Annotated in this window: 24 protein-coding genes; 14 read left to right on the top strand and 10 right to left on the bottom strand. The window is 64.2% G+C overall.

Going from position 1 to position 24,735, the window contains the following annotated elements; all coding sequences use genetic code 11:
• From AB3X96_RS10610 to AB3X96_RS10590, 5 genes are all read left to right on the top strand, one after another.
• Window positions 1–726, top strand: a complete 726-nt coding sequence (locus AB3X96_RS10610) for a GGDEF domain-containing protein (RefSeq protein WP_368589665.1) — start codon at window positions 1–3, stop codon at window positions 724–726.
• Between the two features lie 136 nt (window positions 727–862).
• Entirely contained in the window at window positions 863–2,857 is a 1,995-nt protein-coding gene (locus AB3X96_RS10605) for a putative bifunctional diguanylate cyclase/phosphodiesterase (RefSeq protein WP_368589664.1), read from the top strand.
• A 148-nt stretch (window positions 2,858–3,005) separates the two neighbouring features.
• Window positions 3,006–3,392, top strand: coding sequence for a hypothetical protein (locus AB3X96_RS10600; protein ID WP_176107054.1), 387 nt, complete (start codon window positions 3,006–3,008; stop codon window positions 3,390–3,392).
• A gap of 241 nt (window positions 3,393–3,633) precedes the next feature.
• Window positions 3,634–3,951 carry a hypothetical protein gene (locus AB3X96_RS10595; RefSeq protein WP_368589663.1) on the top strand — a complete coding sequence of 106 codons (318 nt, stop codon included), beginning with the start codon at window positions 3,634–3,636 and terminating at the stop codon, window positions 3,949–3,951.
• A 129-nt stretch (window positions 3,952–4,080) separates the two neighbouring features.
• A complete protein-coding gene (locus AB3X96_RS10590; protein WP_368589662.1) occupies window positions 4,081–4,620 on the top strand; it encodes a DUF962 domain-containing protein in 540 nt (179 codons plus the stop codon).
• Between the two features lie 20 nt (window positions 4,621–4,640).
• On the opposite strand, the gene rarD is transcribed toward AB3X96_RS10590, so the two are convergent.
• Window positions 4,641–5,531, bottom strand: coding sequence for an EamA family transporter RarD (rarD, locus tag AB3X96_RS10585; protein WP_368589661.1), 891 nt, complete (start codon window positions 5,529–5,531; stop codon window positions 4,641–4,643).
• Between the two features lie 556 nt (window positions 5,532–6,087).
• Here rarD and egtD point away from each other — a divergent pair.
• On the top strand, window positions 6,088–7,071 hold the full coding sequence (gene egtD / locus AB3X96_RS10580; RefSeq protein WP_368589660.1) for an L-histidine N(alpha)-methyltransferase: 984 nt from the start codon (window positions 6,088–6,090) through the stop codon (window positions 7,069–7,071).
• Window positions 7,072–7,173: 102 nt separating this feature from the next.
• Here the strand turns inward: egtD and AB3X96_RS10575 are convergent, their stop codons facing one another.
• On the bottom strand, window positions 7,174–7,467 hold the full coding sequence (locus AB3X96_RS10575; RefSeq protein WP_013092809.1) for an acylphosphatase: 294 nt from the start codon (window positions 7,465–7,467) through the stop codon (window positions 7,174–7,176).
• Window positions 7,468–7,611: 144 nt separating this feature from the next.
• Between AB3X96_RS10575 and hpnA the strand changes: the two genes are divergently transcribed.
• Both hpnA and AB3X96_RS10565 read left to right on the top strand, forming a co-directional pair.
• Window positions 7,612–8,622 carry a hopanoid-associated sugar epimerase gene (gene hpnA / locus AB3X96_RS10570; RefSeq protein ID WP_368589659.1) on the top strand — a complete coding sequence of 337 codons (1,011 nt, stop codon included), beginning with the start codon at window positions 7,612–7,614 and terminating at the stop codon, window positions 8,620–8,622.
• A gap of 99 nt (window positions 8,623–8,721) precedes the next feature.
• The gene (locus tag AB3X96_RS10565; RefSeq protein WP_368589658.1) at window positions 8,722–9,288 is read left to right on the top strand and encodes a hypothetical protein; all 567 of its coding nucleotides are present in this window, start codon (window positions 8,722–8,724) and stop codon (window positions 9,286–9,288) included.
• Between the two features lie 92 nt (window positions 9,289–9,380).
• Here AB3X96_RS10565 and AB3X96_RS10560 read toward each other — a convergent pair whose 3' ends face one another.
• A complete protein-coding gene (locus AB3X96_RS10560) occupies window positions 9,381–10,553 on the bottom strand; it encodes a glycosyltransferase (protein WP_368589657.1) in 1,173 nt (390 codons plus the stop codon).
• On the bottom strand, window positions 10,553–11,419 hold the full coding sequence (hpnC, locus tag AB3X96_RS10555; protein ID WP_368589656.1) for a squalene synthase HpnC: 867 nt from the start codon (window positions 11,417–11,419) through the stop codon (window positions 10,553–10,555). The genes AB3X96_RS10560 and hpnC overlap by 1 nt, the downstream gene beginning before the upstream one ends.
• Window positions 11,420–11,796: 377 nt before the next feature.
• Between hpnC and ispH the strand changes: the two genes are divergently transcribed.
• Together ispH and hpnH are read left to right on the top strand one after the other, a co-directional pair.
• Window positions 11,797–12,741 (top strand): 4-hydroxy-3-methylbut-2-enyl diphosphate reductase, encoded by a 945-nt coding sequence (gene ispH / locus AB3X96_RS10550; RefSeq protein WP_368589655.1) that lies wholly within the window; start codon window positions 11,797–11,799, stop codon window positions 12,739–12,741.
• A gap of 10 nt (window positions 12,742–12,751) precedes the next feature.
• On the top strand, window positions 12,752–13,906 hold the full coding sequence (hpnH, locus tag AB3X96_RS10545; RefSeq protein WP_176107065.1) for an adenosyl-hopene transferase HpnH: 1,155 nt from the start codon (window positions 12,752–12,754) through the stop codon (window positions 13,904–13,906).
• A gap of 115 nt (window positions 13,907–14,021) precedes the next feature.
• On the opposite strand, the gene AB3X96_RS10540 is transcribed toward hpnH, so the two are convergent.
• A complete protein-coding gene (locus AB3X96_RS10540) occupies window positions 14,022–14,624 on the bottom strand; it encodes a phospholipid-binding protein MlaC (protein WP_176107066.1) in 603 nt (200 codons plus the stop codon).
• A 210-nt stretch (window positions 14,625–14,834) separates the two neighbouring features.
• Here AB3X96_RS10540 and AB3X96_RS10535 point away from each other — a divergent pair, with 210 nt between their 5' ends.
• Both AB3X96_RS10535 and AB3X96_RS10530 read left to right on the top strand, forming a co-directional pair.
• Window positions 14,835–17,450 (top strand): MMPL family transporter, encoded by a 2,616-nt coding sequence (locus AB3X96_RS10535; RefSeq protein ID WP_368589654.1) that lies wholly within the window; start codon window positions 14,835–14,837, stop codon window positions 17,448–17,450.
• A gap of 2 nt (window positions 17,451–17,452) precedes the next feature.
• A complete protein-coding gene (locus tag AB3X96_RS10530; RefSeq protein ID WP_368589653.1) occupies window positions 17,453–18,472 on the top strand; it encodes a VacJ family lipoprotein in 1,020 nt (339 codons plus the stop codon).
• Between the two features lie 97 nt (window positions 18,473–18,569).
• On the opposite strand, the gene AB3X96_RS10525 is transcribed toward AB3X96_RS10530, so the two are convergent.
• Complete coding sequence (locus AB3X96_RS10525; RefSeq protein ID WP_176107069.1) at window positions 18,570–19,055, bottom strand: acyl-CoA thioesterase; 486 nt, start codon at window positions 19,053–19,055, stop codon at window positions 18,570–18,572.
• 265 nt (window positions 19,056–19,320) lie between these two features.
• Window positions 19,321–19,797 (bottom strand): DUF3828 domain-containing protein, encoded by a 477-nt coding sequence (locus tag AB3X96_RS10520; RefSeq protein WP_368589652.1) that lies wholly within the window; start codon window positions 19,795–19,797, stop codon window positions 19,321–19,323.
• A gap of 68 nt (window positions 19,798–19,865) precedes the next feature.
• Between AB3X96_RS10520 and AB3X96_RS10515 the strand changes: the two genes are divergently transcribed.
• Window positions 19,866–20,321: a hypothetical protein gene (locus AB3X96_RS10515; protein WP_368589651.1), complete on the top strand. Its 456-nt coding sequence runs from the start codon at window positions 19,866–19,868 to the stop codon at window positions 20,319–20,321.
• A 60-nt stretch (window positions 20,322–20,381) separates the two neighbouring features.
• Window positions 20,382–20,597, top strand: a complete 216-nt coding sequence (locus AB3X96_RS10510) for a hypothetical protein (protein WP_368589650.1) — start codon at window positions 20,382–20,384, stop codon at window positions 20,595–20,597.
• Between the two features lie 23 nt (window positions 20,598–20,620).
• Here the strand turns inward: AB3X96_RS10510 and AB3X96_RS10505 are convergent, their stop codons facing one another.
• Genes AB3X96_RS10505 through hpnE form a run of 3 tightly spaced genes read right to left on the bottom strand, consistent with a single transcriptional unit; the run spans window position 20,621 to window position 24,732 of the window.
• Window positions 20,621–21,379, bottom strand: coding sequence for a phosphorylase (locus tag AB3X96_RS10505; protein WP_368589649.1), 759 nt, complete (start codon window positions 21,377–21,379; stop codon window positions 20,621–20,623).
• Between the two features lie 3 nt (window positions 21,380–21,382).
• On the bottom strand, window positions 21,383–23,467 hold the full coding sequence (gene shc, locus AB3X96_RS10500) for a squalene--hopene cyclase (RefSeq protein WP_368589648.1): 2,085 nt from the start codon (window positions 23,465–23,467) through the stop codon (window positions 21,383–21,385).
• The gene (gene hpnE, locus AB3X96_RS10495) at window positions 23,464–24,732 is read right to left on the bottom strand and encodes a hydroxysqualene dehydroxylase HpnE (RefSeq protein WP_368589647.1); all 1,269 of its coding nucleotides are present in this window, start codon (window positions 24,730–24,732) and stop codon (window positions 23,464–23,466) included. Before hpnE ends, shc begins: the two co-directional genes overlap by 4 nt.
• Between the last annotated feature and the right edge of the window lie 3 nt (window positions 24,733–24,735).

Below are 24,735 nucleotides of genomic sequence, written 5' to 3'. Positions count from 1 at the left end.
GTGCGTTCGACCTCTTCCCGTGACGTGTCCTCGGGCGGCGCACCCGATCTGTTCCAGAACGAGAGCACGGCGCTGGCAAAGGCCCGCGCGATGCATTCGATCATCGATGCGGATGCCGCGGAGTATCGCGAGTCGCTGGGCGAACTGATCGAGCACTTCCAGCGCCTGATGCGCGAAACACGGCGCCTGATCGGCCGCAGCGACCGGGCAGAACGCGAGATGCAGGTGCTGGCTCAGCAGTTGGCGTATCGCGCCTCGCACGACGCGCTGACGGGCGTACTGAACCGCAGCGCCGTGATCGAGCGGACCACCAAGGTCTTGCGCACCAGCAGCGCGGTGATGATCATCCTCGACATCGACGAATTCAAGCGGATCAACGACGACTACGGCCACCCCACTGGAGACGCGGTCATTTCGGGGGTCGTCGATTGTCTGCGCGGAATCGTCGGGGAACAAGGCTTCATCGGGCGAGTGGGCGGTGAGGAGTTCACGGTGCTGCTGCCCGGTCATGAACCGGCCAGTGGCGCCATTCTTGCCGAGCGCATGCGAGAAGCCATCAGTGACTCGCTGGTCGTTCCGCCGGTCGAGCGCCGCATCACGGCTAGCTTTGGCGTCAGCATCAACGCAGTCGGAACCTGTTTCGACACCGCATACGGTCTCGCCGATGCGGCTCTGTACCGCGCCAAGCGAAGCGGTCGCAACCGCGTGGAATTTGCCGATCGATAGGTGGATAAGCAGAGCCATAGCGCGCCATTATCGGGTAGATCCCCAGCGCCCTAAGGCAAGTCATGCAGCCACCTGAACATTCACTATCCGGGCGGGCCGGTTTCCGCCCGCGCCGGGTTGACGGAAAGGAAGCGCCTTGGGACAGGAAGCAACGCGCAAAGCCGGTACTGTCATAGCCGTGCTTGCCATTCTCGCTGTCATTGCGACGAGTACCTTCCTCGCAATCCGCCAGAGCAGCGAGCAGGACAGTTCGCTTCGGACGATCCAGGCTTCCGGTCGGCTGCGCCACGACCTCGACCAGGTTCAGCATGTCATGCTCGACGAGCATGCGACGCTCTACACCTCGATAGCCACGGTGCCGCTATACAACCGCGCGGCCTATAGCTTTCCGATGCTGGAACTGCTCGCGTTGACGCGCGACGCGCGCGAGAGCTGCAGCGAGAATCAGGAATGCATATCGCGGCTGTCGGACCTGGACGACATGATCGGCAGACTCAGCGAGCAGAGCTTCGGTCTTGCGCGCATGATCGCGGAGCATCCCGGCAGCGTGGCAGTGGGCGACCCCCGACTCGAGGAAATCGACGCCTATTTCTATAGCGTCCTCGAACGGGTAGTCGACGTACGACTCGCGGCCGATGCCAAGGTCGCTTCAGTCGTCAGCAAATCCTCGCTGGACGGGAAGTGGTTTACGCGCATGCTGTTGGGCTGCGGCGTCGCTTCGGCCTTGTTGCTGCTTTCGCTGATTCACTGGAACGGCCGCATTGGAGCGCATCTTCGCCGCTCGCTCAAAAGACTCGAGCATCAAGCCAGATACGATGCCCTGACCGAGCTGCCGAACCGGGTGCTGCTCGGCGAACATCTTTCGGCGTCGCTGGCGCGCGCGGCAGCGACAGGCCAGAACGTTTCCGTCCTGTTCCTCGATCTCGACCGGTTCAAGGACGTCAACGATTCGCTCGGACACCGCATCGGCGATTTGCTGCTGCAAGCCGTGGCGCGAAGGCTTCAGCGCCTGCTGCGCGCGACGGATTTCGTCGCGCGCTACGGGGGCGATGAATTCGTCATCGTCGCGGAACGAGCCGACGCGACGCAACTCACCGAAATGCTGGACTCGCTGATTCATGAGATGAGCGAGCCGTATGGCATCGGCGAGCACGAGCTTTATCTCGAAGCAAGCATCGGCGTCAGTACGTTTCCACAAGACGGCGCGAAGCCGGAATTGCTCACGCGCAATGCCGATGCCGCGCTGTACGTGGCGAAATCGCGCGGGCGAAACGGCTATCAATTCTACGAGCCGGAGTTGAGCCGGGCGGCCGCCGAGAAGTTGCGGCTCACGACGCGACTGCGGCGCGCGGCGAAAGCCAATGAGTTGTATCTGGCGTATCAGCCGCAGATCGACATGAAAACCGGATGCATCGTCGGTGCCGAGGCGCTGTTGCGGTGGCACGACGACGAACTCGGTGAGGTGTCGCCGGCCGTCTTCATCCCGCTTGCCGAAGAAACCGGTCTGATTCAGAGCATCGGCACCTGGGTATTGCGGCAGGCGTGCCTGCAGGCGAGCGCGTGGGTGCACTCGGGGCTTCCCCCGGTGCGCATCTCGGTCAATGTTTCGCCACTTCAGCTCGAGCGGGCGGACCTCCCCGGCGTGGTGCGCTCGGCACTCGAGGACGCCAACTGGCCCGCCGAACTACTGGAACTCGAAGTCACCGAGGGCACGCTGATGCGCAACGCGGAAGAAGCGCAACGGGCTTTTCGCGAGCTGCGCGAGCTTGGTGTTTCCATCGCTATCGACGACTTCGGCACCGGTTATTCGAGCCTCAGCTATCTGAAACGCTTTAGCGTCGATCGCATCAAGATCGATCGCGCCTTCGTTTGCGAAATCGGCAGAGACAAGGAGCTCGAAGCGCTGTCGCTTGCGATCATCGCGATTGCTGAAACGCTGAGCTTCGATGTGGTCGCGGAAGGGGTCGAGCTCGAGGTCCAGCGCGAGTTTCTGGTCCGCCACGGATGCACGGTGGCCCAGGGTTTCCTGTTTAGCCCGGCGGTCTCGTCGGAGGCTTTAGCGCAATTGCTCGGCAAGACCGCGGTCGCGTCTTCATTGAGCGTGGCGACTTTCCGTGGATTCGCTTTGTGAGCCGCAAGATGTATCCGCGCTGACGCACTACTTACGTTTTGTCACCAGCGCAGCGTCAACTCCTGTATTCCGCCCTACGTTAAACCGGCAGCGCTGAAATAATTCAGCCGCGACAAACGAATCCACCGATTCAACCAGGAGTCACATCATGAAGACGCTTTTCGCCGCTGTTGCTTCCGCACTGCTCGTGTCGACCGCATTTGCTCAAACGGCCGCACCGTCCGCCGCACAACCTGCGCAACCCGCGCAAGCCACGCAGCTGCCGACTGCCGGCCAGGCGAGTCTGAAAGCAAGCACCGCGGTACAAGCCGGTGCGACGGACGACAGCGCGGCCGCAGCGAAAGCGCCCGCCGAAGCCGCCACGCAAAAGCACGTGAAAAAGACTTCCGCCCATACGAAGAAGGCCCACAAGTCCACAGGCAAACATGCCGTCGAAACGAGCGCCGCGAAGACTAAAACGGAGAGTGCGAAAGAGGCCAGCACTGCCCCGGCGAAAGCCGACGGCGCACAAGCCGACACGACCAAAACGCAATAACACGTGATCGGTTTCGGCGCTGACCGGCCATCCAGGTGCTCTTCAAATAGAAGCTGATCGAAGCCGGGCCGTGCCGTTCAGGGAGGGCGAGTCTTATGACTCGCCTTTTTTTACGCCGTGTGCCATGCCGTGTCGTATCTTTTTGCCGACAGACCCGCGAATTTTTGCACCGTCTTTACCCGCGGGCGATTACGCTCGAATGGTTCCAATTCACCATCGCGTTACACGAACGCCGCATCACATGGCTCTCACGCAATCGCTCGACACGCTCTCTGCGCAACCTGCCAGCAAGCAGGTTCAACACAGCAACGTCATTCCGTTTCCGTCGGCGCGCTCGCTTCTACTCGTGACGCTGCCGCGCCCCCACCTGCGCGCACTGCTTCATTCGCCGCTCGGCGTCTATGTCATCAACACGGAAACCGTGCGCGGAGAAGTCCGCGTGCAACTCGACATCGCGCGCGAAGACCTCGACTTCACGTTGCACACGCTGCTCACCACGTTGCCCGCCGCGACGATCGGCGCCTTGAAACGTCGCGTCGGTCACCCGGGCGCGCGTTAAACGCGCTCGGCGAGCACCGCACAAACCATGGACAGCATCCGCGGGCGATCGTCGCTGATCGCCGGCTACCCGATGGTTTGAAAATCCGCTGCGCGCGATTATGCTGACGTTGACACAGGAGCGGCACTGATGAGACCACTGACGCAGCAACTCACGCAATACGCGGCCTACCACCGCGACCGGCGCAATATCGCCACGCACTTCGTCGGCATCCCGATGATCGTGCTCGCGCTCGCGGTGTTGCTGAGCCGTCCGTCGTTCGGTGCCGGGATGTTCCCGATCACGTTGTCGCCAGCGTGGCTGTTGTTCGTGGCGGCGACCGTCTATTACCTCGCGCTCGACGTGCCGCTCGGCGTGCTGATGGCCTGCATCTCGGCGCTTTGTGTCGGATTCGGCGAGTGGATCGCCGCGCAAACGACGCTCGTGTGGCTCGCGACCGGCATTGGCCTCTTCGTGATCGGCTGGGTGTTCCAGTTCGTCGGTCACCTCGCGTACGAGCATCGCAAGCCGGCCTTCGTCGACGATGTGATCGGCCTTTTGATCGGCCCGCTATTCGTGCTCGCCGAAGCGCTGTTCGGTGTCGGCTGGCGTCCCGAACTTCGCGACGCGATCGAGGCGCAGGTAGGCCCGACGCGCATCAATCCACAGCGCACCGAAGCGCATCGCTGAGCGGGCGCCGCCGTTCAGCTCTACGCAAACCGCACGAAGCGCACGCTGTGCAGCGCGGTCAGCGCAACGGCGATCCAGATCGGCACATAGGTCGCGAGTTGCGCGACGCTCAGCGTTTCGCGCAGCAGCGTGATCGATACGCACACGAGCAGCACCGGCTCGACGTAGCCGAGGATGCCGAACAACGCGACCGGCAGCAGGCGGCTCGCCTTCAGATACGAAGCGAGCGCGAGCGTGCTCAACGCGCCGAGGCCCGGCAATAGCAGAAACCACATTTCCGCGCGTCCGGCGATCGCTTGCAGCGAACCGCCGACGAGAATGAACACGATCGCCACCGGCATCAGCAAGGCCATTTCGACGGTGAACATCGCGAGCGAATCCTGATTGATCTGACGGCGCAGCATGAAATAAGGCGGATAGCCGAGCGCGACGACGAGCGTCGGCCACGAAAACGCGCCGGTCACCCACAGCTCGTGCGCGACGCCAACCGCAGCGCAGGCGACCGCGAGCCACTGCAACGCGTCGAGCCGCTCGTGATAGTGGAAGCGCCCGACCAGCACCATCACGAGCGGCAGCAGGAAATAACCGAGCGACACTTCGAGCATGCGCCCATGCAGCGGCGCCCACAGAAACAGCCAGAGCTGCACGCCGAGCAAGCCCGCGGTCACGCTCATCGCGATGCCGAGCTTCGGCTGCTTCATCATTCGGACAACCAGCGCGCGCAGAATCGGCAGACGCTTGCGCACCGCGACGAGCAGCAGCGCGCCGGGCACGGTCCACACGATGCGCCACGCGAAGATGTCGAGGCCCGAAAGCGGTTTCAGCAGCGTCGCGTAAGCGGACAGCAATGCGAACATCGCCGACGCACCGACCGACAATGCGATCCCGCGCCTGAAGTCGTTGTGAGTCATTACGCGGTCCGGAATCGGTGTGACGCTTGGGCTTGTGGCGCGCGACCCGGGCTCGCGGCGTTCGTTGTCGTCATGAATATGATGTCTCGTGAGCAGGCAGGCATGCGGGCAAAGCGGCCGACGCTGCATTGTTGCTCTGAAGCGGCTCTGCAAAAAAGCCGGAAAACGGGCATTCTAGACGGGTTAGTCGACGATGGGCCTGCGCTTTTTCGTCAATCGGCTGCAATTAGTCGTGCGCATTGCGCGTCAATGCACTAGAACATAACTTCATGCGCGCGGCCGACGAACCCATTTAGTTCGTCAGCGCCGTGCGCGAATCTTGCTACCCAGTTTTGCACGCTGTGGCCGCATCACCCACGACAACGACGGCCACAGTGGCACGAAACCAGCAGCACCCACGAGCCGGGTCGGCGAATGCAACTCCGAGCGTAGTCTTGGAGGCCGCCATGAACCGACGTCCGCGCATCTCGCCCACGGCACGCGTCAACCGCGTTTCACCGCGCATGCCACCACCCGGCAGCAATCCCGCTCATCGAATGTGACTACTGGAGCCAGCATGACCCAGCCAGCCCTATCGCTTAGCAACTCCCCTTCCGAACTGCGCCGCGCCTTCGCCGCCGCCGTTCACGCCGGCCTCACCCACACGCCGCAAAAAGAGCTGCCGTCGAAGTATCTGTACGACGAAGTCGGCTCCGCACTTTTTGAAGTGATTACCGTATTGCCCGAATACGGCGTCACGCGCGCCGAAGAACGGCTGCTCACGAAGCACGCGGCCGACATCGTCGAGCATTTGCCGCATGACGTGACGGTCGCCGAACTCGGCAGCGGCAGCGGCCGCAAAACGCGGCGCATTCTCGAGGCGCTGTGTAAAAAGCGCCCTACTTCTTACTGCCCGATTGAAATATCGCGCAGTGCTTTGCAGTTGTGCCGGCGCGAACTCGGCGACATCGAGCGGATTTCGATCGTCGGCTATGAGCGTGACTATCTGGCCGGTCTCGCTGAGGTGAGCCGGCAGCGCGCGCCCGGCGACCGCTTGCTGGTGCTGTTTCTCGGCAGCACGATCGGCAACTTCGGCCGGCTCGCGGCAACGCGTTTTCTGCGCGACATCCGCAACATGCTCGCGCCCGGCGACGCGCTGCTGCTCGGCACCGATCTGATCAAACCGACGCCGGTACTGATCGCCGCGTACGACGACGCGGTCGGCGTGACCGCGTCGTTCAATCTGAACCTGCTCGCGCGCATCAACCGCGAACTCGACGGCGACTTTCCGCTCGATGAGTTCGAGCACGTCGCGCGCTTCAATCCGGACGCGCGCAGCATCGAGATGCATCTGCGCGCGAAGCGCGATGTAACCGCTCACGTGCGCGCCGCAAAGCTAACGGTGTCGCTGAAGGAAGGCGAGACGATCTGGACCGAAAGCAGCCACAAGTATCGCGCGGACGAATTGCCCGCGATCGCCGATGACGCCGGCTTCGTGTGCAGCCATCAATGGATCGAGGATGAGTGGGGATTCGCGGAGAGTTTGCTGGTGGCGCGCTAAGCGCTGAGCACGCGGTGAACCGCGGCCGATAAAGGCATCAACGAAAAAGCGGCGCGCCCTCCTCTGGACGGCGCGCCGCTTTTTTAACTCGCCAGCTCGAACTCAATGCTGCTCGAAGCGCTCGTACCGCTTGTCGGTTGCGCGCTCCTCGCCGCTCACCTCGGTCACGCGCGCCGCCGGCGGTCCGTGACGCAGCCACGACAGCATCCGGTCGATCTGATTGGCCGGTCCCTGCAACATCGCTTCGACCGAACCGTCGTCGAGATTCGCGACCCATCCCTTGATGCCAAGGGCGTGCGCCTGGCGCACCGTCGCCAGGCGAAAGCCAACGCCCTGCACGGTGCCGCGCACCCGCGCGTAATACGTTTCGATCCGCTCATCCAGATCCGGGGCCATGCCGCTACCTCCTTTTAATGCCTGACAGTCTTTCAAGCCGGCATTCTAGTCGTGTCGCGGCGAGCGTGCTCGACAACCCCCGCCCCCATCCCTCGCGTACGCCACGTACAATCCGTCGACCGTCACGCAGGAAATGGAAACACAATGACCGAACAGAATCGCGATCTCGTGCTCGTGACCGGCGCGTCCGGCTTCGTGGGCTCGTCGGTGGCGCGCATTGCGCAGAGCAAAGGCTTTCGTGTGCGCGTGCTGGTGCGCGCGACGAGTCCGCGCAAGAACGTCGAATCGCTCGATGCGGAAATCGTCGTCGGCGACATGCGCGACGAAGCATCGATGCGCAACGCGCTGCGCGGCGTGCGCTATCTGCTGCACGTGGCCGCCGATTATCGGCTGTGGGCGCCGGACCCCGGCGAGATCGAGCGCGCGAACCTCGCAGGCACCGAGGCGACGATGCGCGCGGCGTTGAAGGAAGGCGTGGAACGCATCGTGTACACGAGCAGCGTTGCGACGCTGAAGGTGACGAGCTCCGGCCAGTCCGCCGACGAAACCGCGCCGCTTCGCGCCGACCAGGCGATCGGCGTCTACAAGCGCAGCAAGGTGCTCGCCGAGCGCGCGGTCGAGCGCATGATCGCCGAGGACGGCCTGCCCGCGGTAATCGTCAATCCGTCGACGCCGATCGGCCCGCGCGACGTGAAGCCGACGCCGACCGGCCGCATCATCCTGGAGGCGGCGCTCGGCAAGATTCCCGCATTCGTCGATACCGGGCTGAACCTCGTGCACGTCGACGATGTCGCCGCCGGCCACTTCCTCGCGCTCGAACGCGGCAAGATCGGCGAGCGCTATATTCTCGGCGGCGAAAATCTGCCGCTGCAGCAGATGCTCGCCGACATCGCGGCGTTGACGGGCCGCAAGGCACCGACGCTGAGCCTGCCGCGCTGGCCCTTGTATCCGCTCGCGATGGGCGCGGAAGCGGTCGCCAAGTTCACGAAGCGCGAACCGTTCGTCACCGTCGACGGACTGAAGATGTCGAAGAACAAGATGTATTTCACGTCGGCGAAGGCGGAACGCGAGCTGGGGTATCGCGCGCGGCCTTATCGCGAGGGTCTCGGCGATGCGCTCGAATGGTTCCGGCAGACGGGGTATCTGAAGCGGTAAGCGACAGCGGTAAGCAATTTGTTACAAGTCCCGCGCCGGCGACGGGTCCAAGCCCGCGTGCAGCGGGTAAAATCGCGGGTCCTACCTGAGAAACCTCGCATGAATCTTCACGAACAGCTCGGCGCGCTGGAAATGGGCGTCGATCAGCTCATTCAGGCTGTCGTGGCCACGCAGGCCGAGAACACTCCCGAGACAAACGCTGACGCGGCGGCCTCGCCCGCGGCGGCGGAGCATGCCGCGCACGACACAGCGGCGCAAGCGGCAGCGGAACAGCCCGCGAGCCCCGCAGCAAACGCCGCAGCAAACGCCGAAGCGATCGATAAGCCGGCCGCCCCGCAATTGCGGCCGACGCTCGAAATCAACCGCCCGGCGCGTGACGAAATCACGATGACGATCGGCAACCAGACCGTCGCGCTGCGCCCCGAGCAGATCAGCCGGCTGATCGAGGAACTGTCGAACGCGCGCGCGTCGATGACGCCGGAGCAGCCGCAGGGCATCCCGCCGGGCTGGCAATTCGTGTCGACGAAGAATCCGATGATGGCCGTGCAGAAGCAGTCGAGCGGCGACCGTTTGCTCGTGATGCGCCACACCGGCCACGGCTGGGTGCCGTTCACGTTCTCGCCGGACGTCGTGATCCAGATGTACATGATGCTGACGAACGCGTGACGAGAAGCGCGTGACGTAAAAAAAGCGGCCTGGGGCCGCTTTTTTTACGTCTGCATTCTGCCGGGAGCATCATTGGCCTGCGCCAAACGAATTCACCGCTCCTGCATCGGCGCCTGCACGCGCGCCTTCCACTGTCCACCCTTGCCACGCCAGTAACGCACCGCCGACGCGAACGTTGCGCCGACATAGAACAGTGCCACGAGCGGCAGAAACGACGCCCACAGCGGCGAGCGCCGGTAGTAAACCAGCATCGGCGCATACGCGCAGCACATCGCCGCCCACGCGATCCAGGCCGGCCAGCCGAGCGGCCCGAGAATCAACGCCGCGAGCGGCGGCAACAGATAGATGAGCGCCATTCCCACCAGCGTGCCCGCGAGCAGCAGCGGCGAGTAGCGCAACTGCGTGAACGCGGTGCGGGCGATCATGTTCCAGATGTCGCGCCAGCTATCGTACGGACGCAGCGACACGCTCTTCGCCGCCACGTCGAGGCGGATCGGATGACGCCCGGTGCCGCGATGCTTGATGCGCGCGGCGAGACTGCAATCGTCGATCAGTTCGCCACGGATCGACTCGATGCCGCCCGCCTCCTCGAGCGCCGCGCGGCGCACCAGCATGCAGCCGCCCGCCGCGGCCGCCGTACGGTTGCGCGGATTGTTGACCCACGCGAACGGATACAGCTTCGCGAAGAAGAACACGAAGGCCGGAATCAGCGCTTTTTCCCAGAACGAATCGCAGCGCAGCCTGACCATCAGCGAGACGAGGTCGCGCTTTTCGGCATTCGCGCGCGCGACGAGCTGCGTCAACGCCTCGGCGGGGTGGCCGATGTCGGCATCGGTCAGCAACAGGAACTCGGCCGGCAGATCGAGCGTGCGCGCCGCCTCGATGCCCTGTGACTGCGCCCACACCTTGCCGGACCAGCCCGGCGGCAACGGCTTAGCGCTCAGCACGGTGAGGCGCTCCGGACATTGCAGCTGCAGCGCGGCGGCACGCGCGGCGTCGGCGGTGCCGTCGGTGCTGTGATCGTCGACGACGATCACGTGGAACGCGCCCGGATAGTCCTGCTTGAGCAGCGACGTCACCGCCTCGGCGATCACGTCGACTTCATTGCGCGCCGGTACGACGGCCGCGACGGCCGGCCATGCTTCGCGCGCCGCGATGGTCAGCGGCGCGGCGGGGCGCGCGCGCCAGAAGCCGCCGCGCGCGAACAGCAGCACGCACCAGATCAGCAGGGAAACACACGAAAGAATGAACAGGACCGCCGCCATTAAGCATTACCCTCGATTGAGCGCGCCGCCATGCCGACGCGCCTGGATAGTTGCATTGTCAGGGTGCGTGCCGCCACCACGCACCAGTCGAACATATTGAGCACCGGGCGCTTGCGGAACACCTCGTAGTCCGCGCGCTCGATGCGCTCGAGATACCGCAGTCCGGCATGCACCGCGCCGCTCAGCTCGATGCCGAGCCGCCCCGGCATGCGCAGCGCGAGCGGCGCGCCGCTGATCAGCGTGGCACGCACGAACGCGATTTCGTGGGCCATCAGCGCGCGCCACGCGTCATCGACGACCCCCTCGGCAATCTGCGCCTCGGTCACGCCGAAGCGCCGCAGATCGGCTTGCGGCAGGTACACGTGCTGTCGTTGCCAGTCGGCGGCGACGTCGAGCCAGAAGCTGATCAGCTGCGACGCCGTGCAGATCGCGTCGGCGTCGGCGAGATTGTCCGGCGTCGCCGCGCCGACCAGATGCAGCAGCACATGCCCGATCGGATGCGCCGAACGGCGGCAATAGTCGACGAGCGCGGCGCGATCCGGATAGCGATTCGTATCGATGTCCTGCGCGCAGCCGTCGAGCAGATCGTAGAACGGTTCGAGCGGCAGCTCGTATTGCGCGATCACGCCAGCGAGCTTGCCGAACAGCAGCGCATGCACGGGCGCGGCGCGCCGTTGCGCGATCGCGTCGAGACCGGCGCGGAAATCGGCCAGACGGGCGTGCCGCTCGGCGGCGTTCCACTGACCTTCGGCGGAGATATCGGCCGCGGTGCGCACGACCTGATAGATAATACCGACAGGCGCGCGTAGCGCCTTCGGCAGCAACACGCTCGCGATCGGAAAGTTTTCGTGTTGATCGACGTCCATCCAGCGAGCCTCGAAACCATTCTGTAATACAGCGCGATGTCCGCGCAGCAAGGATCGGTAGTTTAAGGGTTCCGCGGTGACGGTGCAGTGTGCGGTCATGGCGGGGCGCATAACGGGGCGATCTGGCGCTGGCTCCTTACATCGTTGTAACGCTCCGTAGCCCCGCTCCTCCGCAAGGCCCAGCGGATGCGGCAAGCGCCCAACACGCGGGCCGCACCAGAAAGCAAAGCAGCCCCGATAGCGTTAGAATGCGCGTTTGGTTTTGCTGTACCGGCCGGTCGCCGGGGCTCAAGACGTCAACTAATCATGATGAGCGCGGCGATAAAGTCAGCTTCACGACTTCTTCGAAACCCGCGTTAGTCGGAGTTCGCCAACTTATGCGAGTCATCCTTGCCCAGCCGCGCGGCTTTTGTGCGGGCGTTGTCCGCGCAATCGAAATCGTCGATCGTGCGTTACAGCAACACGGCGCTCCCGTGTACGTCCGTCACGAGATTGTCCATAACCGTCATGTGGTCGACAATCTGCGCCAGAAGGGCGCGCGTTTCGTCGAGGAACTCGATGAAGTGCCGCAAGGTGCTGTCGCGATATTCAGCGCGCATGGGGTTGCGCAAACCGTCGAACGTGATGCCGAAGCGCGCGGCCTCGACGTGCTCGACGCCACCTGCCCGCTCGTGACCAAGGTGCATGTGCAGGGTCGCCAGTACGTGGCCGCCGGCCGCACGCTGATCCTGATCGGCCACGCCGGCCATCCCGAAGTGGAAGGCACGATCGGCCAGATTCCCGGCACGGTGCTGCTGGTGCAGAGCGAGGCAGAAGTCGCGAAACTCGAGTTGCCGGTCGACACGCCGCTCGCCTACGTGACGCAAACCACGCTGTCGGTCGACGACACGCGCGGCATCATCGACGCGCTGCTGCACCGCTTTACCGACATCGTCGGTCCCGACACGCGCGACATCTGTTATGCAACGCAGAACCGCCAGGCGGCGGTGCGCGAGCTGAGCAAGGAGGTCGATGTGCTGCTGGTGGTCGGCGCAACCAACAGCTCGAACTCGAACCGGCTGCGCGAAATCGGCAGTGAGAGCGGCGTGGCGAGCTACCTCGTCGCCGACGGCTCCGAAGTGAAGCCGGAATGGTTCGCCAACGTGCACACGGTCGGCATCACGGCCGGCGCGTCGGCACCCGAAGAAATGGTCGAAAACGTAATCGATGCGCTGCGCGCATTAGGACCCGTCGATGTCACGACGATGGCGGGCCGTGAAGAAAAAGTCGAATTCAAGTTGCCATCGAAGCTGATGCAACCTCTCGCTGCACGCGAAGTTTAAGGAGGACGCCTTGTCTATTCCGCTGCTACAGAAAGTCCGCGTCGGCGCATACATCATGCGCCAGCATCTCTCCGGCAACAAACGCTACCCGCTCGCCCTGATGCTGGAGCCGCTGTTTCGCTGCAATCTCGCCTGCAATGGCTGCGGCAAGATCGACTATCCGGATCCGATCCTGAACCAGCGTCTGTCGCTCGAAGAATGCCTTCAGGCAGTCGACGAATGCGGCGCGCCGGTCGTCTCGATCGCCGGTGGCGAGCCGCTGCTGCACAAGGAAATGCCGCAGATCGTCAAGGGCATCATGGCGCGCAAGAAGTTCGTGTACCTGTGCACGAACGCGCTGCTAATGGAAAAGAAGATGGACGACTACGAGCCGAATCCGTACTTCGTGTGGTCGGTTCACCTCGACGGCGACAAGGAAGCGCACGATCACTCGGTGTCGCAGGAAGGGGTGTACGAGAAGGCCGTCGCCGCGATCCGCGAAGCGAAACGCCGCGGCTTCCGCGTGAACATCAACTGCACGCTGTTTAACGACGCGGAGCCGGAGCGTGTGGCGAAGTTCTTCGACACGCTGGGCCCGATGGGCGTCGACGGCATCACGGTGTCGCCGGGTTATGCGTATGAGCGCGCGCCCGATCAGCAGCACTTCCTGAATCGCGACAAGACCAAGCAGTTGTTCCGCGAGATCTTCAAGCGCGGCAACAACGGCAAGAACTGGTCGTTCAGCCAGTCGGCGATGTTCCTCGATTTCCTCGCGGGCAACCAGACCTACGAATGCACGCCGTGGGGCAACCCGGCGCGTACCGTGTTCGGCTGGCAAAAGCCGTGCTATCTGGTCGGCGAAGGCTACGTGAAGACCTTCAAGGAACTGATGGAAACCACGGACTGGGACAAGTACGGCACCGGCAACTACGAGAAGTGCGCCGACTGTATGGTCCACTGCGGCTTCGAAGCGACGGCCGTGATGGACACGGTCGCGCATCCGCTGAAGGCGCTGAAGGTCAGCATGCGCGGTCCGAAGACCACGGGCGCGTTCGCGCAGGACATCCCGCTGGATAAGCAGCGTCCCGCCGAGTACGTGTTCTCGCGTCACGTCGAGATCAAGCTCGAAGAAATCACGCGCGCCGGCAAGGGCAAGAAGGTGGAGACCGCGACGGCCACGCACTGACGCGTTGCACAGCAGGCGCCCGGGCGCCTCCTATCAAGCATGAAAAAAGCGCAGTGGCCAATCAAGGCCACCGCGCTTTTCTTTTACCGGTTAACGCTTCTGCCGACCGACCCGCTTATGCGCCGCGCGCATTATGTTCGGTCAGGAATTTGATCAGCCCGTCGATGCCGCCTTTGGCGATCTGATCGGCGAACTGCGTCTGATACACCTGGATCAGCCACGCGCCCATCATGTTGATGTCGTAGATCTTCCAGCCCGACGGCCCCTTGGTGAGCCGGTAGTCGATTGCATCGTCGCCGCCGGTGCTGATCACGTGTGATTGCACGACGATGTCGGTCGCGCCGGCGGGCGCGCTGACCGGCGCAAACTGGAACTTCACTTCCTGGTCGCGCAATTGCGATAGCGACGCGGCGTAGGTACGCGTCAGCAGCAGCGTAAACTGCTCGTACAGTTGTTTCTGCTGTTCCGGCGTCGCGGTCGCCCACGGCTTGCCGACCGCGATACGCGTGGTGCGCTGGAAGTCGGTGGCGGGCAGGAAGTGCGTCTGGACGACCTGGGTGATCTTCGCCATGTCGCCACCGCGCGCCTGCGGGTCAGCCTTCATTGCAGTCACCGTGCCCTGGACTGCACTTTTTACCACCGCGTCGGGTGCGCTCTGCGCAAACGCCGCCGTGGATACCACGGCCGCAGCCACAAAAGCAGTCAGATGTCGTTTCATACGCTTGTCATGACTCGAAAGAAGTAGCGCCGGCGGGCCGCAGCCCCGCGGCTAAAGAAGGTAGACCAGTATAGCGGGGATTACGTTCCCATCCTGGCGAAGCTGTCAGGAGTCGTACTTGCTACCGAAGTCGGGCTTGCTTGCCCGGGCTCTGTATACTTATGCACCTTCGTCAAAAACAACACCCGTGATAAGGCCACGTCCGCCTACATGCTGAAGCCATACATCGTCCGTCTCGTCGCGTACTCGGTGCGTCATCCGCTCAGGATCATCGCGCTGTCGATCGTGCTCGCTGTCCTGAGCGGCATATACGTCGCGCATAACTTCAGGATCAACACGGACATCAGCCGTCTCGTCGAGACCAACAAGCAATGGGCGGCAGCCCAGAATGCGATCGACGCAGCCTTCCCCGACCGCGGCAACACCATGCTGGTGGTGGTCGAGGCGCGCGCCCCCGAATTCGCCGACGCCGCCGCCAACGCGCTGACCGCCGCGCTCAGAGCCGATCCTAAAGAGTTCACGTCGGTCTCGCAGCCTTCCGGGGGCCCGTTCTTCGAACACAACGGCCTGCTGTTTCCGTCCACCGACGAGGTGATGTCCACCACCTCGCAACTCGTGCAGTCGCGCCCGCTCGTCAATCAGCTTGCGCATGATCCGAGCCTGACCGGTCTCGCCGGCACGCTGACCACGAGCTTGCTGCTGCCGCTGCAACTCGGCCAGGTCAAACTCTCCGATATGAGCCGGCTGCTTGCGCAAAGCGCGAACACGCTCGATTGCGTGCTGGCCGGCCAGCCCGCCGCGTTCTCATGGCGCGCGCTCGTCGATAGGAGCGCCGCCACCGATCCGGCGCGTTCGTTCGTGGTCGTGCAGCCGGTCGTCAACTACGATGCGCTGGAGCCGGGCGCAAGCGCATCGAGAGCAATTCGCGCGACCGCGGTGTCGCTGCATCTGCAGGAGCGCTACGGCGCGACGATCCGCCTGACCGGCGAACAGCCGCTCGCCGACGAGGAGTTCGCGTCGGTGCAGGACGGCGCCGTGCTGAACGGCATCGGCACTTTCATCGTCGTGCTGATCATTCTGTGGCTCGCGCTGCGCTCGGGCCGCATGATCGCGGCCGTGTTCATCACGCTGTTCGTCGGCCTCGCGATCACGGCCGCGCTCGGCCTGTTGATGGTCGGCGCACTGAACATGATTTCGGTCGCGTTCATGGTGCTGTTCGTCGGGCTCGGCGTCGATTTCGGCGTGCAGTTCGGCGTCAAGTATCGCGAGGAGCGCAACCGCGACGACCGGCTATCGGCCGCGCTGATGCACACCGCGCACAGCATCGGCGTGCCGCTCACGCTCGCGGCCGTGGCAGTCGCGCTGAGCTTCTTCTCGTTCCTGCCGACCGCGTATCGCGGCGTGTCGGAGCTTGGGCAGATTGCGGGCGTCGGCATGTTCGTCGCGTACTTCACCAACATGACGCTGCTGCCGGCGCTGCTGAAGCTCTTCAATCCGCCGGGTGAAGTCGCCTCGCCGGGTTTCAAGCAGCTAGAACCCGTCGACGACTTCCTCGATCGCAATCGCAAGCCCGTGCTGATCGGCACGCTGATCGTCGTGATCGGCGCGGCGCCGCTGCTCGCGCACCTGCGTTTCGACTTCAATCCGCTGCATCTGAAGGACCCGCATACGGAGTCGATGGCGACGTTGCTGTCGCTGAAGGATTCGCCCGAAGCCGCGGTCAACAACGTGCAGGCGCTGGCGCCGTCGCTTGCCGACGCCGATGCGATGGCCGAGCGACTGCGCAAGCTGCCGGAAGTGGGCCGCGTCAACACGCTGAGCACCTTCGTGCCGGCCGAGCAGCAGCAGAAGATGATGCTGATTGCGAGCGCAGCGCAGCAGTTGCTGCCGGCGCTGCAACAGCAGCCCGCGCCGCAGGCCACCGACGCGGTGCGCGTTGCCGCCTTGAAGCGCGCGGCGAATCAGTTGTCGCTCGCCGCTGAGGACCACCCGGGAGCGGGCGCGGCGGAGGCGCAGCATCTATCGGCGACCTTGCAAAAGCTCGCGGCCGCCGACGCCGCCACGCGCGAGCGCGCCGAAGTCGCGATGTCCGACACGCTGCGCATCGCATTGAAGCAGCTGGAGAACCTTCTGCAGCCGACTGAAATCACTCAGGAGACGCTGCCGCCAGGCATCACCGCGATGTGGATCGGCAAGGGCGGCCACGCGCTCGTCGATATCGCACCGAAGGTGCCACCAGGCGTCGATCCGAACGACGACCAGATGCTCGCGCGCTTCGCGCGCGCGGTGAAGCAGGCCGAGCCGGGCGCGATCGGCGGACCGATCTCGATCATCCATTCGGCCAACACGATCATCAAGGCGTTCTTGCAGGCGGCCGTCTATGCGCTGCTGTCGATCGCGGTGCTGCTGTGGATCGCGCTGCGCCGGGTCGGCGACGTGCTGCGCACGCTGGTGCCGCTGCTGGTCTCCGCGTTGGTCACGCTCGAGCTGTGCGTGGTGTTCGGGATGCCGCTGAACTTCGCGAACATCATCGCGCTGCCGCTGATGCTCGGCGTCGGTGTCGCGTTCAAGATCTACTTCGTGATGGCGTGGCGCCACGGCCAGACCGGCCTGTTGCAGTCGAGCCTCACGCATGCGGTGCTGTTCAGCGCCGCCACAACGGCCACCGCGTTTGGTAGCCTGTGGCTGTCGCACCATCCGGGCACGTCCAGCATGGGGAGGCTGCTCGCGCTTTCGTTGTTCTGCACGCTGATCGGCGCGGTGGTTTTCCAGCCGGTGCTGATGGGCAAGCCGCGTCAACGTCGCGGGAAGCAAAAAGGAATATAAGCATGAAGCTGCGTAACGCCGCGCTGGCGCTCACCGCCGCGGGTCTCATTTCGGGCTGCGCGACCGCCCCGGACCGCAAGCCGGGCGATCCGTTCGAGCCAGTGAACCGCGCGATCTTCACTTTCAACGACGGAGTCGATCGCTATATCGCCGTGCCGGTCGCGAAGGGCTATCAGAAGGTGACCCCGCAGCCGCTGCGCACCGCCGTCAGCAATTTCTTCTCGAACCTCGGCGATCTCACCAACGCAGCGAACGCGCTGCTGCAACTGAAGATCACCGACGCGACCGAAGACATCATGCGCTTCGCGTTCAACTCGGTGTTTGGGATCGGCGGCCTGCTCGACTGGGCGACGCCGGCCGGCCTGCCCAAGCATCATCAGGACTTCGGTCTGACGCTCGGGCATTGGGGCATTCCGTCAGGTCCGTATCTGGTGCTGCCGCTGTTCGGGCCAAGCACGGTGCGCGACAGCATGGGGCTCGTCGTCGATGTGAAGTTCAATCCGCTGAACTATGTCGAACCGGCGACCCGCAATCCGCTGTACGTGCTGCAGTTCGTCAGCACGCGGTCGGATCTGCTCGGCGCGACCAGCCTTCTTGAGCAGGCTGCGCTCGACAAATACTCGTTCGTGCGTGATGCCTATGTGCAGCAGCGCCTTGCGCGTCTGCGCGGCACGAGCAATAACCCCGCGCCGCTGCCGGAGTACGACGATCACAGCGATACCGGCCCCGCTGCTGCCCCCGCGGCAGGCGCGCCGGTGGGCGGCGTGCCAAATTACTCCGATCCGGGCGATGTGGGCGAAACGCCGAATGGGGCTTCGGGAGCCGGTGGCGCGGCCAAGGGCGCGCCCGGCGCGCTGCCGAATTACAACGATCCGGGTGAGTCCGCACCGGCCCCCAATGGGGCTTCTGGCGGCGCGACCAAAGCGCCTGGCGGGGATCTGCCGAACCACGCCGTTCCGGGGGACAGTGGCGCGGGTGCAATGCCGGCTGCGCCTGCTGTGCCGGCGTCGTCCCCGCAATAGCGCTCCAAAGCACAACGGGGCGCCGTAGATAGGCGCCCCGCGTGGAAGTACAGTCAACCATCGCCCGACCAAACCCGCGGGCTTTACTACAGCCCGCTCAGTGCAGGCTCTCGACCTCGCTGCGCGCCGCGCCCCGATCTTCCTCCACCGCAGCGACTGGTGCCGGTTGCGGCACCGGCTTGGAGTTCGCACGATAGTGAGCGAACTGCTCGTCCGCATAACGGATACGCGTGCGCCCGTGCGGCGCCGGATCGCCGTTTTCATCGAGATTGACGAACACCATTTTCTCGACCGTCAGAATGCTCTTGCGCGTGATCTTGTTGCGCACTTCGCAGCGCAGCGTGATCGACGTGCGGCCGAAATGCGTCGCGGTCATGCCCAGTTCGATGATGTCGCCCTGGCGCGCCGAGCTGACGAAGTTGATCTCTGACATGAACTTGGTCACGACCCGCTGGTTGTCCAACTGAGAGATCGCGTAGATCGCGGCTTCTTCGTCGATCCAGCGCAGCAGGCTGCCGCCGAACAACGTCCCGTTGGGATTCAGGTCTTCCGGCTTGACCCATTTTCTTGTGTGGAAATTCATTTGGTACTCCGTGTTCGAGGCTCCCGGGCGGGCACGTCATGCGCCAGAACCTAGGGTTAACACTAGCATTGTATCAAATATAAGGGTTTTCCCTAGTATTCCAAAGATTGCATAATTAATTGTGCTGATAGTCTTGGATTCGTCCGAGCGGCAGTCGACCCCTGTTCCGGCACCCGCGGCTGCGCAACCGCTTAACGGACTCGCGCTGGCGGGACAGACTGAAACGCCCGCTCGACAGCGGGCGTGTAGGTTGAGAGGGTATTTCCTAATCCATCGGGTCATACTGGTGGAATCCTTGGTAGCCGGTTGTGTCCTCTACCTTGGTTATCCGCCAGTGTCCGTTTTCCTTTGCGACGAATACCACCAGATTCTGTTTTTCCCCTAACCCGAAGGTCACCGGGATTACAACCTTTCCGCCGAGCGCGATCGCGGGATGCAAAGTCATCGTTTTGAGCCATATTTGTGGATCGATGTCTTGCACTCGCGTGAAATAGTCCGCACCGCCCGGCAAGCGCTTATGGCGATAGTCGTCCCGCAGATTATCGACGGTTGGTTTCGCCACATAGTTGTAAATGTGGCTATCCGTCAATTGATAAACGCTGCCCTCCTGCTGCAAATACCAGGTGTAAAACGCCTTCACAGCGGTTTCTGGTGCATCCGGAGTCGCTGCGGTGGCTACACCCGGCTCGAGCGCCCACGCAACAGCCAGTGAGGCAAAAACGCCCAAAATAAATTTAATCATCGTCAGTCGTGCCGGAATATTTTGTATGCAGGTTTGATGGTTCGATACGCCTGCCCCGGATAAAAGCCATGCAGTTGTCGAAAGTCCGATATCCACATCTGACCGTCAAACATCGCCATGTGGCCAAATGGATGACCCGTAATTGGCTGTATAACTACCACGTCCGCGCGCTGCGGACTACCGTGTACCCCGCGAAACCCCGCTCTGATGAGCGACGAGCCGTAATCTTTCGCGTGCGCCTTGTGCGCAATCCGCAGTCCTCCCGCTTCAATCGCGCGCCTCGTGTACTCCGCACATCGGCTCTGGCTCGATGGCCTGGCGTTATCTTGCAGGTATCGTACGGCGTCGGCTTTGTTCCATGCCATTTTAATCAGACTCTAAATATGGGGGAGCCTGATATTTACCGTCAGTCGATGGGCAAGTCGATTATTAATATAGAATTTGACCAGAATTTACAATTAGGTTCGCCATTTTTATTGCTGAGGATGCAATCTCAAAATAAAAAGCGTGCATTCATCGGCTAGAATCTTCTCGTTTTTTTAACGGGAGTACGCCTCCCTGGCACTCCACCGAACTGAACTGTTATGAATTGGATCGTCGATAAAGCGGCGCTTTTGCTCGCCGCTATCGCCTGTGCGGCGATCGCATGGGCGCTGATTCACTACAGCGGCCAGTGGTTTGCGCTGCTGCTGTTCATACTCGCCGGGCTTTACGCAGACAACCAGCGGCTGCGCAACCGCCTAAAGGACTTAGGCGAAGACCCGAGTCGCCGCTCCAAGGGCGGGTCACGAACACGCTAGCGACTTGCTGCCATCGCCGTCGCTCAACCGGCGACACCCGTGATCCGCAGCACGCCGCCCTTCCCCAACGCCTCCCGCGTCTGGACCAGCGTAGTCCGCGCGGCGCGCGCATCGCCGGCGAGTCGCAGCAGCGCACCCAGTTGCGATGGCTGCCGCAGCAATTCGCGCAGAATCGGCCCGATCGCGGTGGTGCCGTCGTCGCGCAAACCCGCCGTCGCGGCCGGCGGCAGCGAGCGCCAGGCCGGATCGACGACCGCTCGACACACGGCGAACGGCAGACCGTGCGCGGCAGCGGTCGCCCCCGCGATGTGCGATTCCATGTCCACCGCAAGCGCGCCGGTCGATTCGTGCAGCGCGCGTTTGTCTTCCGCGGTGATCAGCGGCGAAGCGAACGCCGCCGTCGCGCCACGGCGCACACGTCCCGCGAGCCCTTCGGCCGTCCTGACGTCAGTTACCGCGGCGGCAATCCGCTCCGACCACTGCCGATCCGTGTCGATGCGTCCAAACGGTCCATGCACCGCATCCGCGACGATCAGCGTCCCCGGTTCCAGATCCGGCGCGAGTCCGCCCGCCGTGCCGAAACTGACGATCCCCGCCGCGCCGCGAGCGACCGCCGCGCTCAGCGCGCGCTCGAGCAGATCGGCGCGCGCCGCGTACACGACCTCGACGCGCTCGCTGCCGTCGCCGCGTGCGATGCGCGCCTCGAACGCCATGCCCGTCACGACGATCACCGGCAAACGGCTATCGCCCGTCCCGACGGACGGCGTCATCGACACGGACATCCGTCACATCCCGACCGTGACGCGCGTGAGCCCATTGCGCTTCAGATGACGGAAGCGCGCGAGCGCCCACAGCGGGAAGAATTTGCGATAGCCGTGGTAGCGCAGATAAAACACGCGCGGGAAGCCCGTCGCGGTAAAGCGCGTTTCGTCCCACAGCCCATGCTCGCGCTGCTCACGCTGCAGATAGTCGATCCCACGCGCCACCGCGTCGTGATCGACCTCGCCCGCCGCCATCAGCCCGAGCAGCGCCCAGGCGGTCTGCGAAGCGGTGCTCGGCGCGCGCTCGTAGCCGCGGTAGTCGAGCTTGTAGCTCTCGCCGCCCTCGCCCCAACCGCCGTCCTCGTTCTGAATCGACACGAGCCATTGCACCGCGCGCCGCATGCGCGGGTCGTCGTGCGCCATGCCGGCCGCGTTCAGCGAGCACAGCGCGGTCCATGTGCCGTAGATGTAGTTCAGACCCCAGCGGCCATACCAGCTGCCGTCCGACTCCTGCTCCTGCAGCATGTAGTCGAACGCGCGCTGCGCCGGCTCGCTGTTTTGCGGCAACTCTCCGATCTGCGCGAACATCGACAGACAGCGGCCCGACACGTCCGCGGTCGGCGGATCGAGCAGCGCGGCGTGATCCGAGAACGGGATGTTGTTCAGGTAGTACTGGGTGTTTTCCGGCTCGAATGCACCCCAACCGCCTTCGCTGCTTTGCATGCCGACTACCCATTCGCGCGCGCGGACAATCGCTTCGCGATCGACATCGGACTTCGTGAGCGCAGCCGAACGATGCATCGCCATCACGACCACCGCGGTATCGTCGACGTCCGGGTAATGCGCGTTGTTGTACTGGAACGCCCAGCCGCCCGGCCGCACGTTCGGGCGGCGCGAAATCCAGTCGCCGCGCACATCGAGAATCTGCAGCGGACGCAGCCACCCGAGCCCGCGTTCGGCCGCCTGTTCGGCACGCGCTTCGCGGGTTTCAAGCAAAGCGTGCGCGGCGAGCGACGTATCCCACACCGGCGACAGACACGGCTGGCAATACGCTTCGTCGTCCTTGACGACGAGCAGCTTGTCGAGCGACTTGCGAGCGATCGCGCGGTTCGGATGATCGGCCGGATAGCCGAGCACGTCGTACATCATCACCGAGTTGGCCATCGCCGGGAAAATCGCGCCGAGGCCGTCTTCGCCGTTCAGCCGTTCGTCGACGAACGCGACCGCCGCGCGGATCGCGCGTTCGCGGCTCGCCTTCGGCAACAGGCCATCGACCGCGCGCAGCACCGTATCGACACAGCGGAAAAAGCCGAACCAGCCCGCGTGCTGATGCGGTGCGCGCTCGTTCATGCCGGTGTTCACCGGCGCGCCGCGGAACAGCTCGTCGATGCGCACCTTGCGCGGGTTGCGCGCGAGCGGCCGCTTCGCATTCAGCACGAGCAGCGGCACGATCACCGTGCGCGCCCAGTACGACACCTTCGACAGATGGAACGGGAACCACATCGGCAGCAGCATGATCTCGACCGGCATCATCGGCACCGCGCGCCACGACACCACGCCGAAGAGGGCGAGCAGAATTCGCGTGAACACGTTCGCGTGTTCCGCGCCGCCGTGCGCAAGGATCGCGTCGCGCGCGCGCACCATGTGCTCGGCGTCGACCGGGTCGCCGATCATCTTCAGCGCGAAGTACGCCTTCACACTCGCGCTGATGTCGAGCGCGCCATCGGTGAAGAGCGGCCAGCCGCCATTCGGCAACTGGATGCGGCGCAGATAGCGCGCGATCTTCTGTTCGAGTTCGAGGTTCGGCGTCTCGCCGAGATAGTGAACCAGCAGCACGTATTCGGCCGGAATCGTCGCGTCGGCTTCGAGTTCGTAGATCCAATGGCCGTCCGACTGCTGCGCGGCCAGGATCGCATCGGTCGCGCGCGTGATCGACGCGTCGAGCGGGCTCGCGCCGGCAGTTTGCATGGCCGACGGCGTTGCGGTTGCCAATGCGTCCGCCACGGCGGGCGCGTTGGCAACCACGGCAGCTTCGGCCAGGTTCGGCGCCGCATCGGCGGCTTCGGGCAGCACCGCGTCGAGCGGCTGGGTTTGAGATAAGTCGTTCATCGGCGTTCCATCTGTTGATTCAGCAGCGTATCCGCGGCCTTCTGGCCGGAGCGGATGGCCCCTTCGAGCATCGCGGGCAGGCCGGTGGACGTCCAGTCGCCTGCGAGCAGCAAATTGTTCCAGCGAGTGCGTGTGCCCGGTCGCAACGTCTCCTGCTCGGGCAGCGCGGCAAACATCGCGCGCGGTTCGATCACGACCTGCCAGCGCGGTAGCGGCGCGAGCGGCAGTTTCACCGCCGGTGCGACCTCGGCCCAGACGGTCGCCGCGAGCGCGTCGTGCGGCATGTCGAAGAGCCGCTCGTCACCGTGGAGCGTCACCGACAGGCGGTCGTCGAACGCAAACAGCCATTCGGCCGTTCCGTTCAGCAGCGCGCTGATCTGCGGCAGACCGACCGGCGGCTCGACCGCGAAATGCACGCTCAGCGCGGCCGCGAAACGCGTCGGCGCACGCAGCCCCGGCACCAGCGCCGCTGCGGCTTCGGGCGGCAGCGCCAGAATCACCGCCTCGTTCGCGCCGAGCGCGATGCTCTCATCGGCGAAATGCAGCGCCTGCACACGCGCCGGGTCGGCCGCGAGCGCGATGTCGCGCAGACGCGAACCGAGCCGGATCGTCGCGCCGCCGTGCTGCAGGAGCCGCAGCGCCGGATCGACGAACGCACTGCCAAGACCATTACGCGCAACGAGCGGCCGGCACGCGAGCCCGCCCGCGAACAGCGTTTCGCGCACGAGCGCGCCGGTCAGTTCGGCCGAACCGTCGCGCGGCTCCAGATTCAGCAGCACATGCAGCAGCGGCCGCAGCAGCCGGTCCCATAGCGGACCGTCACAGCGCATCGTCTGCGCGACGCTGCGGCCGGGCTTCGCGAACAGCAGCGGCACGAGCGACAGGTAATCGGTCGGTACCGTGTTCGGCACGCGCGCATGCGCATCGAAAATCCACCACGGCAAACGCCCCGGCGACAGACGCACGCTCCAGCGCGAACGCGTGGCCAGATCGACGAACGGATACTCGGGCTGCGCGGGGCCGACCAGTTCGTCGGCGGCGCCGATCGCACGCACGTAATTCAGCGTCGCGGCATTGGCCGACAGCACGATGTGATTGCCACTGTCGAGCGTCGCACCGAGCCTCGCGTCGTAGTACGAACGGCAGCGGCCGCCCGCGTAATCCTGCGCTTCGTGCAGCACGACCCGCGCGCCGCGCCGCTGCAACTGCACAGCGGCGGCGAGCCCGGCCACGCCCGCGCCGACCACGTGGACGAGCTTCGGCATCAG

The organism is Paraburkholderia sp. BR13439 (genome assembly GCF_040948805.1).
In the GTDB taxonomy this organism is placed as follows: Bacteria; Pseudomonadota; Gammaproteobacteria; order Burkholderiales; family Burkholderiaceae; genus Paraburkholderia; species Paraburkholderia youngii.
The sequence above is the reverse complement of the archived record's forward strand: the minus strand, read 5'-3'. Positions and strand labels throughout refer to the sequence as shown.

What these genes read in the sequence shown, in the direction of transcription:
- AB3X96_RS10530 (WP_368589653.1), top strand. Translation starts at nt 17,453, where the DNA reads ATGAAGCTGCGTAACGCCGCGCTGGCGCTCACCGCCGCGGGTCTCATT.
- rarD (WP_368589661.1), bottom strand. Translation starts at nt 5,531, where the DNA reads ATGACTCACAACGACTTCAGGCGCGGGATCGCATTGTCGGTCGGTGCG.
- AB3X96_RS10525 (WP_176107069.1), bottom strand. Translation starts at nt 19,055, where the DNA reads ATGAATTTCCACACAAGAAAATGGGTCAAGCCGGAAGACCTGAATCCC.
- AB3X96_RS10510 (WP_368589650.1), top strand. Translation starts at nt 20,382, where the DNA reads ATGAATTGGATCGTCGATAAAGCGGCGCTTTTGCTCGCCGCTATCGCC.
- ispH (WP_368589655.1), top strand. Translation starts at nt 11,797, where the DNA reads ATGCGAGTCATCCTTGCCCAGCCGCGCGGCTTTTGTGCGGGCGTTGTC.
- AB3X96_RS10595 (WP_368589663.1), top strand. Translation starts at nt 3,634, where the DNA reads ATGGCTCTCACGCAATCGCTCGACACGCTCTCTGCGCAACCTGCCAGC.
- egtD (WP_368589660.1), top strand. Translation starts at nt 6,088, where the DNA reads ATGACCCAGCCAGCCCTATCGCTTAGCAACTCCCCTTCCGAACTGCGC.
- AB3X96_RS10560 (WP_368589657.1), bottom strand. Translation starts at nt 10,553, where the DNA reads ATGGCGGCGGTCCTGTTCATTCTTTCGTGTGTTTCCCTGCTGATCTGG.
- AB3X96_RS10505 (WP_368589649.1), bottom strand. Translation starts at nt 21,379, where the DNA reads ATGTCCGTGTCGATGACGCCGTCCGTCGGGACGGGCGATAGCCGTTTG.
- AB3X96_RS10535 (WP_368589654.1), top strand. Translation starts at nt 14,835, where the DNA reads ATGCTGAAGCCATACATCGTCCGTCTCGTCGCGTACTCGGTGCGTCAT.
- hpnA (WP_368589659.1), top strand. Translation starts at nt 7,612, where the DNA reads ATGACCGAACAGAATCGCGATCTCGTGCTCGTGACCGGCGCGTCCGGC.
- AB3X96_RS10600 (WP_176107054.1), top strand. Translation starts at nt 3,006, where the DNA reads ATGAAGACGCTTTTCGCCGCTGTTGCTTCCGCACTGCTCGTGTCGACC.
- hpnC (WP_368589656.1), bottom strand. Translation starts at nt 11,419, where the DNA reads ATGGACGTCGATCAACACGAAAACTTTCCGATCGCGAGCGTGTTGCTG.
- AB3X96_RS10520 (WP_368589652.1), bottom strand. Translation starts at nt 19,797, where the DNA reads ATGATTAAATTTATTTTGGGCGTTTTTGCCTCACTGGCTGTTGCGTGG.
- hpnE (WP_368589647.1), bottom strand. Translation starts at nt 24,732, where the DNA reads ATGCCGAAGCTCGTCCACGTGGTCGGCGCGGGCGTGGCCGGGCTCGCC.
- AB3X96_RS10540 (WP_176107066.1), bottom strand. Translation starts at nt 14,624, where the DNA reads ATGAAACGACATCTGACTGCTTTTGTGGCTGCGGCCGTGGTATCCACG.
- AB3X96_RS10565 (WP_368589658.1), top strand. Translation starts at nt 8,722, where the DNA reads ATGAATCTTCACGAACAGCTCGGCGCGCTGGAAATGGGCGTCGATCAG.
- shc (WP_368589648.1), bottom strand. Translation starts at nt 23,467, where the DNA reads ATGAACGACTTATCTCAAACCCAGCCGCTCGACGCGGTGCTGCCCGAA.
- AB3X96_RS10575 (WP_013092809.1), bottom strand. Translation starts at nt 7,467, where the DNA reads ATGGCCCCGGATCTGGATGAGCGGATCGAAACGTATTACGCGCGGGTG.
- AB3X96_RS10515 (WP_368589651.1), top strand. Translation starts at nt 19,866, where the DNA reads ATGCAGTTGTCGAAAGTCCGATATCCACATCTGACCGTCAAACATCGC.
- AB3X96_RS10590 (WP_368589662.1), top strand. Translation starts at nt 4,081, where the DNA reads ATGAGACCACTGACGCAGCAACTCACGCAATACGCGGCCTACCACCGC.